Origin of the sequence: Embleya sp. NPDC050154 (genome assembly GCF_044460165.1) — a bacterium.
GTDB lineage: Bacteria > Actinomycetota > Actinomycetes > Streptomycetales > Streptomycetaceae > Embleya.
The window spans coordinates 112,970-126,922 of the sequence record NZ_JBITJP010000001.1 but is presented as its reverse complement, the minus strand read 5'-3'; the positions used below and the strand labels follow the sequence as shown (position 1 = coordinate 126,922).

Sequence of the window (13,953 nt, the reverse complement as noted above, 5' to 3'; positions counted from 1 at the left end):
GGTCGGTATGACGTCACTCGATGCCGCACTCGATGCCGAACTCGGTCGGGAACGCGACTACCACGAGGTCTGCCGCGAGGCGATGGCCGCGATGGTCGCGGGCGCCGCCGAACACGTCGTCACCGGTGCCGACGTCTCCGCGTCCGGCGCGGACGCCGAGGCGCTGGGCTACACGCTGCGCAGCCGCGCCAAGGAGATGGGCGAACTCGCGCAGACCCCGCTGTTCTTCGGCCGACTCGACTTCGCCGGGACGGCGGCGGCGGGCGAGCACCGCGGTCGCCGCTACCACATCGGCCGGCGCCGGATCACCACCGACCTGGCCGCCCCGCCGCTGGTGGTCGACTGGCGCGCGCCGATCTCCCGGGCCTTCTACCGGGCGAGCGCCCGCGACCCGCAGGGCGTCGCGGTCCGCCGCCGGTTCGGCTGGGCGCCGTGGAGCACGGGCGCCGCCGAGGACCTGACCAGCCTGGAGGACGAACACCTCGACGCCCGGCCCGCACCCGGCGCGAGCGCACCCGGCGTCCCCGGCGCGATCCTGGCCGGCGAAATCGGCCGGCCCCGGGTCGGCCCCATGCGCGACATCGTCGCCACCATCCAGCCCGAGCAGGACGACCTGGTCCGCCGCGACCTGACCGCCTCCATCTGCGTCCAGGGCGCCCCCGGCACCGGCAAGACCGCCGTCGGCCTGCACCGCGCGGCCTACCTCCTCTACACCCACCCGCAACGCCTGCAACGCGGCGGCCTGCTGATCGTCGGCCCCAACCGGGCCTTCCTGCACTACATCGCCGAGGTGCTGCCCGCCCTCGGCGAGACCGGCATCCGCCAGGCCACCATCGACGACGAGGTCGGCCGACACCCGATCCGGGCCCGGGACGAACCGGCCGCCGAACTGGTCAAGCACGACGCCCGGATGGCCGGCGTGCTGCGTCGTGCGCTCTACGCGCGGATCGCCCCGCCCGGCGAACCGGTCGCCGTACCGGACGGCTCCTATCGACGGCGGATCACCCTGGAGGAGCTGGCCGAGATCGTCGAGGGGGTACGCGCCGAGGACACCCCCTACCAGGTCGGCCGGGAGCGGGTCCGGGCCCGCGCGGTGGCCGTGCTGCAACGCCAGGCCGAGCGCAACTCCGGCCCGCCGACCGGTGATTGGCTGCGCCGAATGGGCCGATCCAAGGCGGTCGGCGGCTTCGTCGACCGGTGCTGGCCGCAGACCGGCCCGGAACAGGTCCTGGCCGGGATCCTCGCCGACCCGGACGCGCTGGCCGCCGCGGCGGACGGCATCCTCACCGCCGACGAGCAGCGCGCGATCGGCTGGGCGAAGCCGCCGCGTTCGTGGCGCAGTGCCCGCTGGTCGGCCGCCGACCTGGTGCTGCTCGACGAGGTCGCCGGGCTGATCGAGCGCCCGGCCGGCTACGGCCACGTGGTGATCGACGAGGCCCAGGACCTGTCCCCGATGCAGTGCCGCGCGTTGGCCCGCCGGATCGGCTTCGGTTCGGTCACCGTGCTCGGCGACCTGGCCCAGGGCACCACGCCGTGGTCGGCCCGTACCTGGCCCGAACTGCTCGCCCACCTGGGTCGACCCGACGCCGAGGTGGCCCCGCTGACCGTGGGCTTCCGGGTGCCCGCGGTGATCGTCGCGCTGGCGAACCGTCTGCTCGCGAGCCTGGACGTGGACGTACCCGCGGCCCGATCGTTGCGCGAGGACGGCGCGCTGACCGTGCACGAGGTGGCCGACCCGGTCGCCGCGACGGTCGCCGCGGTGCGCGCCGCACTCGCCCACGAGGGCTCGATCGGGGTGATCGCGGACGGCGCGGGCACCGAACCGCTGCGCGCGGCGCTGGCCGAGGCGGGCATCGCCACCGGCACGGCCGACACGCCGGATCCCACCGGCGAGGTACGGGTGACCGTCCTGCCCGCGACGCTGGCCAAGGGCCTGGAGTACGACCACGTGGTGGCGGTCGAACCGGCCGCGATCGTGGCCGCCGAGGCGCGGGGCGCGGGCCGCCTGTACGTGGTGCTGACCAGGGCGGTGTCCCGATTGCACATCGTGCACAGCCGGCCGCTGCCGGACGTACTGCGCACGGCGGTCGGATGACGGGACGGGCCCGGGCGCTCACCACCCGTTCGCGGTAGTCGGGCGGGCGGCCCGGGGCAGTCGAACCTACCGTTTGGGGGAGGACCGGTGCCCGGACGCGGCCGGTGGATCGACCCGGGAGGCACGATGACGGGTGCGAGGCACGAGGTCCCGGTGATGATCGCCGGTGATTCGATCGGTCACGTCGGCAGCGGCGACCGGACCTGGCGCTACCGGCTGTGGCGCCACCTGCGCGCCCACGACGTGCGCCTGGACCTGGTCGGCTCCAAGGATCCGCTCGGCGACATCGGGGCCGAGGTGGCCGAGTACCGACCCGACTACCTCCTGGTCCTGATGAGTGTCGACGACCTGCGCCGACCCCCGATCGAGCCGGCCGCCTTCGAGGCCAAGCTGCGCGACTTCATCACCGAGGCCCGCCGAGCCGGGCCGAGCCTGCGGATCGTGCTCGGCCACGTCCTGCCCACCCACCAGGCGGGCCCGGATCCGGAGTTCGCCGCCCGCGCGGCGAGCTTCAACGCCCGCATCGACGCCATCGCGGCCGACCTGAACACCGACGAGTCCCCGGTCGTGGTGGCCCGCACCGACGCCGAATTCGTCGCGGCCGACCACACCGGCGACGGCCTGCACCCGAACTCGGCCGGCGAGTACCGGATCGCGGCGGCGTTCGCCGACGTCCTCGCCGACCGATTCCACCTCGGCGTGCACTACCCGCGCCCCTTCCCCAGGGTCCTGGACGCCTCGACGGACGCCCCGCCGCCGGACGACTGAGCACCGGGCCCGGGTCGGCCCGCGCCGCGCCGTCGGGCGACGCGCGGCTACGCCGGAGGGCTCCCGGCGGAGACGGGGTCGACGCCGCCCTACACGGAGGGGACGAGGGTCGAGTAGCGGTCGAGCACGTCGCGGTCGCCGGTGATCTCCAGCCGGTCCGCCGCGAGGCGTCCCCACACGAAGAGCATCAAGTCGGAGGCGGTGCCGGCCAGTTCGACATCGCAGGGTCGGTCGGTGTCGCCGAGCAGGACCCGATCGCCGGCGAAGCGCGCCGCCCAGACGCCCGGACCGTCGATCCGCCGCAGCCGCAGGCGCTCCCCGGACCCGGCCGCGGCCGCCACTCGGGCTCGCCGGGCCGGGATCATCACCTCGAAGTGCTGACCCACGGCGTCCGCCGCCAACTCGGCGTGCATCGGCGCCGCGGGCCCGACCGTGTTCTCGGCGTCCCAGCGGTGCACGGCGGCCTCGATGGTCTGCACGCGCAGCCAGAAGCCGACGGTCTGCTCGTCGGACCAGGTCCAGACCCGCTCCTCGGCCGCGGTCCGCGCGAACGCCCGAGCCAACTCGTCCGCCCCGGCGGCGAACCAGTCGACCAGCCCGGGCGCGAGCGGTCCCCACGTGGGCGTGGGCCCCACCGGGTCCGGCCAACCGGCGCGGTCCTCGGGCAGCGCGAAGATGCCGACGTCGGAGACATCCGGCGGTTCGCCCAGCCGCGCGTCGACGACCCGCGTCACGAAGCGATGTACACCCCCGAGGTGGACGACCAGATCGGACATGGTCCACTCCGGACAGGACGGCACGACGGGCGCGTCCCCGCCGTCGAGGCATCGTCGCGCGGCGGCCTCGAACGCGCGGACCTCACGACGGAAATGGCTGATGCGATCCATGCCTCGATTATCGGGTGGTTCGCGTTGCCGGACAGGTGGTTCCGTTCAGCCGGACGGGTGTGTGGTCTCGCGGGGGCGGGGATTGTTCGCGAGGGTGTTGGCGAGGCCGTCGGAAGAGAGCGCGTGTGTGGCGCGCGTCGGGTCGGTGGCCTATCGAGATCCAGCCGAGGAGCAGCGATGCAGCAGGACAAGCACCCGTCGTACGGTCCGGTGGTCTTTCGGGACAGGTCCGCCGGATACGCCTTTCTCACCAAGTCCACGGCGGTCAGCGAGGAGACGATCGAGTGGGACGACGGGAACACCTACCCCGTCGTCGACGTGGAGATCTCCTCGAAGAGCCATCCGTTCTACACCGGCAATGCCCGCCCGGTGGACCCCGAAGGGGCGATCGCCAAATTCGAGCGCCGCTACGGCGGCCAGGGGAGCGAGGATACCGACGCGGGGGGCGAATCGCGGTGATCCGGGCGTGTTGATCTCCCGTCATCTCGCTTTATTCGCACGGGAGTTCGAGGACATTCCGGAGTGACGGGGGAGGGTGGGCGTTGGTCCTTGCCCCGGCCAACAAACCGAGTCCGGCACCAATAGGCTTGCCGTCAACGGGAACTGATCATCACTCACCCCATGGTTGGAGCCTTTCATGGCAGACGACTCGCAAGCGGCGGGCAACTCTCCGGTCGGATCGGACGACGACTGGCGACCGGTCGGCATCGACATCTCCACGCCCAGCATCGCGCGGGTCTACGACGCGGTGCTCGGCGGCAAGGACAACTACCCGGTGGACCGGGCGATCGCCGAGGCGTCGCTGGCGATCGTCCCGGAGATAGGCGATGTCGGCCGGTACAACCGGGCGATACTCGGGCGCGGGGTCCGGTACATGGCGGAGCAGGGCATCCGTCAGTTCCTCGACCTGGGATCCGGCCTGCCCACCGTGCAGAACACCCACCAGGTGGCGCAGGAGCACTCGCCCGAGGCCCGTGTGGTCTACGTGGACAAGGACCCGATCGTGCTCGCGCACGGCCGGGCGCTGCTCGCGGAGAACGACCGGACCACCGTGGTCACCGCCGACCTGCGCGAGCCCGCCGAGATTTTGTCCCACCCGGACGTGCTCGCGCTGATCGACTTCGACCAGCCGATCGGCCTGATGCTCGTCGGTGTCGTGCACCACCTCAACGACGACGAGGGCCCCGAGGCGATCGTGGAGGCCTACAAGAAGGCGCTGCCGCCCGGCAGTTTCCTCTTCCTCACGCACTTCTGCGCGTCCAGCCCGGACGCGGTCGCGCTGGAGAAGGCGCTGCTCACCGACCTGGGTTCGGGACGATTCCGGACCATCGAGGAGATCTCCGCGTACTTCGACGGCCTCGAACCGGTCGAGCCGGGCGTGGTCTTCCTGCCGCTGTGGCAGCCCGAGGAATCGGTCGAGGAGCCGCTGACGGTCGGTCAGAAGCTGATGGCCGGTGGCATCGGCCGCAAGCCGACGGCCTGATCCGCCGGGGCGGAGCGTCGCGGCGCGCGACTCAGCGTGCCGCGGCGAGTTGTTGTTCGGCGCGGGCGACGATCTCCTGGAGGTACAGTCCGCGACGAACATCGCACACGTGCCGGCCGCCGTCGCGGACCAGGCTCGCGAACTCCGCGCGCAGCACCGCGAAGGCGGACCCGTCGATCGCCGTGGACAGGTCCAGCGTGGCGGCCCCGGCCGATCCGTATACGTCCACGTCGTAGCGGTGACCGCCTTCGGCCGAGCAGCACAACACCAGTTGGGACACCGCGCCGCCGGCGTGGACGAGCTGAAGCGCCGCCCAGCCCGCGCCCGCGGAGTCGGCCCGCAGGTCCACGATGTCGCCCAGCGCGACGCTCATCAGGTCGAACGCGTGCGGCCCCACGTCCAGGATCGCGCCGCGCGCCTGTCGCCACGGCGACGCCGCGAACGGACCGCCGAGGAACGCGCCGGTGACGCAGGTCAACCTGCCCGTGCGCCACGGCGTCTCGGCGCTCTCCAGGTGGGCCAGGAACTCCCGTACACGCGGCGCGTATCGTGCGCTCAGCGCGACCATCGAGCCGACCCCGGCCGTGTCGATCACATCGGCCAGCCGGCGTGCGGTGTCCGGGTCGGCCGCGATCGGCTTCTCCAGCAGCACCGCCTTGCCCGCCCGCGCCGCGCGCTCGGCGAGCGGGGGTTGGGCCTCGGGGGCGATCGCGAAGACCACCGCCTCGCACGCGTCGAGCAACTCGTCGAACTCCGCGCACGCCCGGGCGTCGTAGGACTCGGCGAGTTCCCGGGCTGCCTCCGGCCGGCGTGCCCACACCGCGGCGAGCCGGGTCTCCGGCCCGGCCGCGAACACCGGCGCGTGCACCAGCCTCGCCCACGGTCCGGCCCCGACCAGACCCACCGCGACCTGCTCGCTCATCGTCTTCGCCTCCGGTGTCGTGCTGCCCGCGCCCGCGGCGCTTCCCGCCGGCCGAGCGTACCGGGCGGTTCGCGTCGTGCGACCGCGCCACTCGGGTATCGAACGACGGACGGTGTCATGGCTCTGGAGAGCTCGCGAGGTCGCTGCTAGCTTCCGCCCGCATGAGGCTCTTCGGATGAGGTCGTGCGCATGAGGTTCTCCATGTCCCTGCCCGTGCTGCGCGATCCCGGTCACGCGCAGCCCTATCACCGCACGTTCGCGCTGGCCCGGATCGCCGAGGAGGCCGGTTTCGACACCGCCACCGTCGGCCACCACCATTTCATGCCGGGCAACATGAGCGACCCGCTCACGCTGCTGGCCGCCGTGGCCGCCCGGACGGACATCCTGCGGGTGGGCACCGGCATCTTCCAACTCCCGGTGCACCATCCCCTGCGGGTCGCCGAACAGGTCGCCACGATCGACGAGATCTCGGGCGGACGGGTCACCCTCGGCGTCGGACTGGGCTGGTGGCCGCTGGAGTACGCGGCGCACGGATCCGAGTTCCGCACCCGGGGTGCGCGGATGGAGGAGGCGTTGGAGATTCTCCGTCTGGTCTGGACCCGGGAGAACGTGGCCTATCGGGGCCGCTTCCACGACTTCCCCGAACTGACCGTGTACCCGCGCCCGGTGCAGGAGGGCATCCCGCTGTGGGTGGCGGGCGTCGCGGACGCCGCCGTCGAGCGCGCCGCGCGCCTGGGTGACGCGTGGTTGTGCGGCCCGGTCCAGTCCCTGGCCAAGGCACGATCCTGCCTGGCGGTCTACCGGGCGGCGTGCGCGCGGCACGCCCGGCGACCCGACTGGGTGCTGCGCCGGTACGCGTGGCTCGGCAAGGACCGCCGTACCGTCGCCGAGGAGGTGCTGCCCGCGTACGTCGGCGGCCTGCTCGAGCACTGGCGCGAATCGGCCGAGGACGCCACGGAGCGCGAGTTGTTCCACCGCCTGGACGCCGGCGAACACGTCCCCGCCGAGGAAATCGCCCGGGACCGGCTGTTGTGGGGTGGCCCCGAGGACGTGATCGCCCAGATCGCCGACTACCGCGACCGTACCGGCAGCGACCACATCCACGCCGCCTTCGGCGCGGGCCTGCCGGGCGACACCGGCCCGACGTCCACGCGCGGCTCCTTCGACGAACTGGCCTCGATGATCGCACTGTTCGGCAAGGAGGTGATCCCGGCGTTCCGGTGACGCCGGCCGGGCGGCGCTGTCACCCGCCCGGCAGCGGGTGGGAGTGCCCACGGCGCTCGTGGCACGGCGCGGCATCCGCGGATCCCTCGTGATGGTCGGCCCGTCGCCGACTCCGAACCGGTCGCTCGAATGATCTACTGGACGTGGTCGGGGATGGGTGTCGGACGAAGGGTTCGCAGCGTGTTGATCGATCTTGCCGGGAAGAGCGCGTTGGTCACCGGGTCGACCCAGGGGATCGGGGCGGCGATCGCGGTGGGGTTGGCCCGGGCCGGGGCCCGGGTCGCCGTGAACGGGCGCACCCCCGAGTCCGTGGACGCGGCGGTGGAGCGCATGCGCGGCGAGGTGCCCGGCGGGGAGTTCCGGGCGGCGCCGGGGGACATCGCCACCGACGAGGGGGCCGCGCGGGTATCGGCGGCGGCGCCGGACGTGGACATCCTGGTGAACAACCTCGGCATCTTCGGAGCCCGGCCCGCGCTGGAGATCGACGACGCCGAGTGGCGGCGCTACTTCGAGGTGAATGTGCTCACCGCGGTGCGGATGATCCGCGCCCACCTGCCCGGGATGCGCGAGCGCGGCTGGGGGCGGATCCAGAACATCGCCAGCGACTCGGCGGTGGTCATCCCGGCGGAGATGATCCAATACGGCATGTCCAAGACGGCGTTGCTCGCGGTGTCGCGCGGATTCGCCAAAGAGGCGGCCGGTAGCGGGGTGACGGTCAACTCGGTGATCGCCGGGCCGACCCACACCGGCGGAGTCGAGGACTTCGTCTACGAGTTGGTCGACCCGGCGCTGCCGTGGCCACAGGCACAGCGCGAGTTCATGCGGCGCCACCGCCCCCAGTCGCTGATCCAGCGGTTGATCGAGCCCGAGGAGATCGCGCACATGGTGGTCTACCTCAGCTCGGACTTCGCGTCGGCGACCACGGGCGGTGCGTTGCGGGTGGACGGCGGGTACGTGGACGCGATCCTCCCCTGAGCGAGGCCGGGCCGGGTCGGGCCCGAGCGAACCCGGCCTCCCGGACAACACGGCGGTACCCCCACCGCAGATCCCCGGCACCCCCGGCACACTTCCGGCGTCCCCCGCCCCACCCCCATCCCACCCCCGGCACCCCCGGCCGCGGCGGGGCACCCCACCTCCCCTGTGGCCCGGCTCTCGGCCCCGCTCGACTGGAGCCCCATGCAGTCCCCCGACCCCCGGCTCCCGCCGGCCCGGCGCCGCACCACCCCCCGACGCGGCCTGCGGATCGCCGTTTCGTGCGCGGCGCTGCTCGCCGGCGTAGCCGGCACCCTCGTCGGCACCGACGCACAGGCCGCCTCCGGTGCCGACGCGAACGCGGGCGCGGTCAACCCGTACGGCTCCCTCGGCGCGCAGCGTCCGCACTGGCGGGTGTGCGACTGGTACACCTCGCCCGGCCCGCGCGATCCCGACTGGCGGGACCACCCGGTCACTTCCTGCGCGGACGTGCGCGCGCCGCTGGACTGGTACGACCGGAGCAAGGGCACGATCACCGTGCGGGTGACCCGGGTGGCGAGCACCGGCGGATCGGCGCGGCGCGGCGTGCTCCTGGTCAACCCCGGCGGCCCCGGCATCGACGGCTCGGCGTCGGCGACCCGGATCGCCCGGTCCCAGCCCGAGTTGTTGCGGACCCACGACATCATCGGCTTCGCGCCCCGGGGAGTCGCGCCCTCCACGAGCCTGGACTGCGACGTGGACTGGACGCGATACGACTCGGTCGCCGACGCCCGCGACCGCTCGCCGGCCAACGTCGCACGGCAGCTCGCGAACGCGCGCCTGGTCGGACAGGCCTGCGCGGACGCGGCGTTCGCCCCGTATGTGACCACCGATCAGACCGCGCGGGACCTGGACCTGATCCGAGCCGTGCTCGGCGAGCGCCGCATCGACTACCTCGGCTTCTCCTACGGCACCTGGCTGGGCGTGTGGTACGCGGCCGCGTTCCGCGATCGGGTGGACCGCTTCGTGCTCGATTCGAGCATGAACTGGTTGTCCACGCCGGAGGAGGTCTTCGTCGAGTCGTGGGCCCGCGGCTTCCGGCGCCGCTTCGACGTGCAGTTCCTGCCCTGGCTCGCCCGCCACCACGACCGGTACGGGTTCGGCGACACCCCGGAGGCCGCGGGCGCCGCGTACGAGGAGTTGCGCGCCGCCGTCGCCGGGCAGGGGCGCGGTACGGCGCTGGACGCCACGCAGGCGACCGTGCTGTACAACTCCGACGGTTGGCCGCGGTGGGCCGAACTGCTGGTCACGCTGCGCGGCGATCCGACCCGGGCGGTGGACCTGCTCGCCGCGCCCAGGGTGCCGGTCGGCATGCCGGACAGCGGAGCGCACTGGGCGATCCGGTGCGGCGACGCCCGGTGGCCGCGGGACCCGGCCCGCTGGGTCGCCGAGGGTGACCGGCTCGGCGCGCGCTATCCGTTGGCCGGCTCGCTCGCCACCGAACAGCCTTGTGCCTTCTACCCGTTCGCGACCGCGCACCCGGTCGTGCCGAACGCGGCCACGCTGCCCCGGATGTTGATGGTGCAGAACCAGCTCGACCCGGCGACGCCCGCCGACGGCGCGCTGATCGCCGCCGCCGAGTCGCACCAGCCGATGATCTTCGTCCGGGACGCGGGCAACCACATCGCCTACGACAGCGGCAACGCGTGTGTCGACGCCCGGGTCAACGCCTACCTCGCGCGCGGCGCCCGGCCGGGCACGGTGGTCTGCGAGGCACTGCCGCTCCCGCTGGACGACGTCGTGCACCCGGTCGGCGCGGCCGGTCCGCAACCCCCGCGTGCGGGCCGCGACCCTCGGCCGCCCGGACCCGGATAGCGGTCCCGGACACGGCGCGGGCCCCACCGCCGACGGCGATGGGGCCCGCGACCGAGGTGCCGTGAGGTCCGGAAGACCCGGCGGCACCGATCGTGCGGTCAGTGCACGAGCACCGGAACCGGCAACTCGTCCGCGTCGGTGTCCGCGTCCTTGTCGTTCGAGGCGACCACCGTGCTGTCGCCGTGCCCGACGGTGATGAACGTGAAGGCGATCGCCGAGGCCAGCGCCAGGATGCCGACCGCCCACCAGATGGCGGTGGCGTAGCCGTGCACCATGGCCTGCATCTTGAGCTGCTCCAGGCCGGCCGAACCGGCCGTGTGCGAGGCCACGTAGGCCGTGGTCGCGCTCGCCGCGATGGTGTTCAGCAGCGCCGTGCCGATCGCGCCGCCGACCTGCTGCGAGGTGTTGATCATCGCCGAGGCGACACCCGCGTCCCGCGGCTGGACGCCGTGGGTGGCCAGGCTCATCGCCGGCATGAACGCCGTGCCCATGCCCAGGCCGAGCAGGATCTGCGCGGGCAGGATCAGCCCGACGTACGAACTGCCGACCTCGATCCGGGTGAGCAGCAGCATGCCGACACCGGCGGTCAGGAAGCCGGGGCCCATCAGCAGCCGGGCCGGGACCCGGGTCATCAGGCGCGCGCCGATCTGGGTCGAGCCGGTGATCATGCCCGCGATCATCGGCAGGAACGCCAGGCCGGTCATCACCGGCGAGAAGTCCTTGACGATCTGGAGGTAGTAGGTGAGGAACAGGAACATGCCGAACATCGCGATGATGGCCAGGCCGAGCGAGAGGTAGATGCCGGCCCGGTTGCGCTCGGCGATCACCCGCAGCGGCAGGAGCGGGGCCTTGACCCGGCTCTCCACGAAGACGAACGACGCGAGCAGGACGGCCGCGGCGATGAACAGGCCCACCGTGCTGCCCGAGGTCCAACCGTGGCTCTCGGCGCGGGTGAAGGCGTAGACCAGGGTGCCCAGGCCGACCGAGGACAGCACCACGCCGGGGATGTCCAGCGGCGAGCGGTTGCGGGTCCCGGCGGGCTCACTGATGACCAGTACGGCACCGGCCGCGGCGACCGCGGCGAACGGGATGTTGACGAAGAAGGTCCAGCGCCAGTTCAGGTACTCGGTGAGCACGCCGCCCAGGATCAGGCCCACCGCGCCGCCACCACCGGCGATCGCGCCGAAGATGCCGAACGCCTTGGCGCGTTCCTTGGCGTCGGTGAACATCACCGCGAGCAGGGACAGCGCGGACGGGGCGAGCAGCGCGCCGAACGCGCCCTGGAGCGCCCGGGCGCCGAGCAGCATGCCGGTGCTCGCGGCTATGCCGCCGAGCGCGGACGCGGCGGCGAAACCGGTCAGGCCGACGATGAAGGTGCGGCGTCGACCCCACAGGTCGGCGATCCGGCCGCCGAAGAGCAGCAGCCCACCGAACGCGAGGGCGTACGCGGTGATCACCCATTGCCGGTTGCCGTCGGAGATGCCCAGGTCGGTCTGGGCGGACGGCAGCGCGATGTTCACGATGGTGCCGTCGAGGACGACCATCAACTGGGCGATGGCGATGAACAGGAGCGCTTTCCAGCGCCTGGGATCGGGCACGGTGGTCTTGGGCGGGGCGGTTGCAGACATGGGGGTACTCACTTGGGGGGTGCGATGCGACGACGGACGTCGCGAGGGTGGACGGTGCTCCCTCGCCCGCGCGGAAACGGCGGGGCGACGGTGAGGTGTTCGTGGTCGTTACGCGGTCACGAGGTGCTGCGAAGGTTCGGGAAGTCGGTGGGGCGCGTCAGTGCCCGGAAGGCCGCCCCTCGTGTTCGGCGGCAAGCCGTTCGATGTCCCCCAGTGCCACGGCGGTGCCGGACAGCGGGGTGGGGTCGGGGGTGCTCAGACCGTCGAGCAGCACGTCCAGGTGACGGTGCACGAACCGGTCGTTCACCACGCAGCCGCCCATCCCGGGCAGCGGTCGGGTGAGCTGGGTGATCGCCATCAGCAGATCGCCCGAGCCGACGTCGGTACGCAGCCGGCCCTCGGTACGAGAGCGCTCCATCAGCGTCTCGACCAAGTGCTCCAACCGTGCCCGGGCGGCGACCATCTCGGGGTGCGTCTTGTCCACTCCGGCGGACATGAGCGTGCACAGAGCCCCGATCCGCTCCTCCGTCGCGCCGTGCGCGAAGCGCCGCAGGGCCGTGAAGGCCTCCGGCTCCTCGGCCAGGGCCAGCTCGCCCCGCTCGGTGATCCGTTCCAGGACGGAGAGGATCACCCGCTGCGCGAGCTCGTTGCGGTCGGCGAAGTGGCGGTACAGGGTCGCGTTGCCGACTCCCGCGCGGCGGGCGACCTCGTCGAACGGCACCTCGGCGCCGTGCTCGACGAACATCTCGCGTGCCGCGGCGATGATCCGCTCGCGGTTTCGCCGGGCGTCCGCACGAAGTCGCGGGCCACGGTCCTCGGCGACGTCGGTGGCAATGACGGTGCTGCCCATGATCCGGCTCCTTCCTGTCGGTACCCGAGCGATAACCGGGGAGTGATTCCCCGATTGTTGATTCGCTGGGTTAAACGGACAGGAAGTCCCCGGATATTTCGATCGATGATGTGACCTGGGTCACATCTCATTCCACCCGCTTGCGACCGGGTGACGGTGGGCCCGGCACCCGGTCGGCGACCGGCCCGCTACCAGGCGAAAGACTCCGGCGCGGGTCCCGGGCCGGGGAAGATCCGGTCCAGTTCGGCGAGTGTCTCCGGGCTCAACTCGACGCTCGTGGCCCGCAGCGCCGAGTCCAATTGGTCTCGTGTGCGCGGGCCCACGATCGGGCCGGTCACCCCGGGGCGGGTGAGCAGCCAGGCCAGCGCGACCTCCCCCGGCGGCGTACCGATCTTGCCGCACAGGTCCTCATACGCCTGGATCTGCTCGCGCCGCTCGGCCACCTCGCCCGCCGCCCGGTCCCCGGCGGAGCGGTGCCGACCGCCCGCGCGCTCCTTCTCCAGCACCCCGCCCAGTACGCCGCCGTGCAGCGGCGACCACGGGATGACCCCGAGGCCGTAGGCCCGCGCCGCCGGCAGCACCTCGGCCTCGGCGGCCCGCTCGGCCAGGTTGTACAGGCACTGCTCGCTGACCAGACCCAGCGAGGATCGGCGGGCCGCCGCCTCCTGGGCCTGCGCGATGTGCCAGCCGGCGAAGTTCGACGACCCGACGTAGAGCACCTTGCCCTGCGTGACCAGCAGGTCCATCGCCTGCCAGATCTCCTCCCACGGGACCCGGCGATCGATGTGGTGCATCTGGTAGACGTCGATGTGGTCGGTGCCCAGGCGGCGCAGGCTGTCCTCGCAGGCCCGGCGGATGTGCCGGGCGCTGAGCCCGCCCGAGTTGGGCCAGTCGCCCCAACTGCCGTAGACCTTCGTGGCCAGCACGACCCGTTCGCGCCGGTCGCCCCCGGCCAGCCAGCGGCCGACGAGTTCCTCGGTGTCCCCCCGGGCGCCGGCGCCGGTCAGTTGGGAGCGCCCGTACACGTTCGCGGTGTCGAACAGGTTGATGCCCGCGTCGAGCGCGGCGTCCATGATCTCGCCACTGTCGCGTTCGTCGGTGGCGGGCCCGAAGTTCATCGTGCCGAGCACGATGCGACCCACGGTCAGGCCGGTGCGGCCCAGTTCGGTGTACGGCATGGCGGAGGCGGAAGAGGTCATGTCCTTGTCGCTGCCCGGCCCGAGCAGGCCGGAACCCATGGGATTCACCACGCCGGCCGACGAAGGGGTCG

Annotated in this window: 12 protein-coding genes; 7 read left to right on the top strand and 5 right to left on the bottom strand. The window is 72.7% G+C overall.

Annotated elements, in window-relative coordinates; genetic code table 11:
- Window positions 1-7 precede the first annotated feature (7 nt).
- Window positions 8-2,095, top strand: coding sequence for a HelD family protein (locus ACIBSV_RS00535; protein ID WP_395858675.1), 2,088 nt, complete (start codon window positions 8-10; stop codon window positions 2,093-2,095).
- A gap of 126 nt (window positions 2,096-2,221) precedes the next feature.
- Complete coding sequence (locus ACIBSV_RS00530; RefSeq protein ID WP_395858674.1) at window positions 2,222-2,863, top strand: SGNH/GDSL hydrolase family protein; 642 nt, start codon at window positions 2,222-2,224, stop codon at window positions 2,861-2,863.
- A gap of 89 nt (window positions 2,864-2,952) precedes the next feature.
- Here the strand turns inward: ACIBSV_RS00530 and ACIBSV_RS00525 are convergent, their stop codons facing one another.
- Complete coding sequence (locus tag ACIBSV_RS00525) at window positions 2,953-3,750, bottom strand: maleylpyruvate isomerase family mycothiol-dependent enzyme (protein WP_395858673.1); 798 nt, start codon at window positions 3,748-3,750, stop codon at window positions 2,953-2,955.
- A 177-nt stretch (window positions 3,751-3,927) separates the two neighbouring features.
- Here ACIBSV_RS00525 and ACIBSV_RS00520 point away from each other — a divergent pair, with 177 nt between their 5' ends.
- Both ACIBSV_RS00520 and ACIBSV_RS00515 read left to right on the top strand, forming a co-directional pair.
- Entirely contained in the window at window positions 3,928-4,209 is a 282-nt protein-coding gene (locus tag ACIBSV_RS00520; RefSeq protein ID WP_395858672.1) for a type B 50S ribosomal protein L31, read from the top strand.
- 178 nt (window positions 4,210-4,387) lie between these two features.
- A complete protein-coding gene (locus ACIBSV_RS00515) occupies window positions 4,388-5,233 on the top strand; it encodes an SAM-dependent methyltransferase (RefSeq protein WP_395858671.1) in 846 nt (281 codons plus the stop codon).
- 31 nt (window positions 5,234-5,264) lie between these two features.
- On the opposite strand, the gene ACIBSV_RS00510 is transcribed toward ACIBSV_RS00515, so the two are convergent.
- Entirely contained in the window at window positions 5,265-6,155 is an 891-nt protein-coding gene (locus tag ACIBSV_RS00510) for a Gfo/Idh/MocA family protein (RefSeq protein ID WP_395858670.1), read from the bottom strand.
- Window positions 6,156-6,344: 189 nt separating this feature from the next.
- Here ACIBSV_RS00510 and ACIBSV_RS00505 point away from each other — a divergent pair, with 189 nt between their 5' ends.
- The 3 genes from ACIBSV_RS00505 (at window position 6,345) to ACIBSV_RS00495 (ending at window position 10,205) form a co-directional block, all read left to right on the top strand.
- On the top strand, window positions 6,345-7,379 hold the full coding sequence (locus ACIBSV_RS00505; RefSeq protein WP_395858668.1) for an LLM class flavin-dependent oxidoreductase: 1,035 nt from the start codon (window positions 6,345-6,347) through the stop codon (window positions 7,377-7,379).
- 180 nt (window positions 7,380-7,559) lie between these two features.
- On the top strand, window positions 7,560-8,354 hold the full coding sequence (locus ACIBSV_RS00500; protein ID WP_395858667.1) for an SDR family NAD(P)-dependent oxidoreductase: 795 nt from the start codon (window positions 7,560-7,562) through the stop codon (window positions 8,352-8,354).
- 201 nt (window positions 8,355-8,555) lie between these two features.
- On the top strand, window positions 8,556-10,205 hold the full coding sequence (locus ACIBSV_RS00495; protein ID WP_395858666.1) for an alpha/beta fold hydrolase: 1,650 nt from the start codon (window positions 8,556-8,558) through the stop codon (window positions 10,203-10,205).
- 98 nt (window positions 10,206-10,303) lie between these two features.
- Here ACIBSV_RS00495 and ACIBSV_RS00490 read toward each other — a convergent pair whose 3' ends face one another.
- The 3 genes from ACIBSV_RS00490 to ACIBSV_RS00480 all read right to left on the bottom strand — a co-directional run bounded on the left by ACIBSV_RS00490 (window position 10,304) and on the right by ACIBSV_RS00480 (window position 13,861).
- Window positions 10,304-11,833, bottom strand: a complete 1,530-nt coding sequence (locus ACIBSV_RS00490) for an MFS transporter (protein WP_395858665.1) — start codon at window positions 11,831-11,833, stop codon at window positions 10,304-10,306.
- A 157-nt stretch (window positions 11,834-11,990) separates the two neighbouring features.
- Window positions 11,991-12,683, bottom strand: a complete 693-nt coding sequence (locus tag ACIBSV_RS00485) for a TetR/AcrR family transcriptional regulator (RefSeq protein ID WP_395858664.1) — start codon at window positions 12,681-12,683, stop codon at window positions 11,991-11,993.
- A gap of 188 nt (window positions 12,684-12,871) precedes the next feature.
- Window positions 12,872-13,861 (bottom strand): aldo/keto reductase, encoded by a 990-nt coding sequence (locus ACIBSV_RS00480; protein WP_395859305.1) that lies wholly within the window; start codon window positions 13,859-13,861, stop codon window positions 12,872-12,874.
- Window positions 13,862-13,953: the final 92 nt, after the last annotated feature.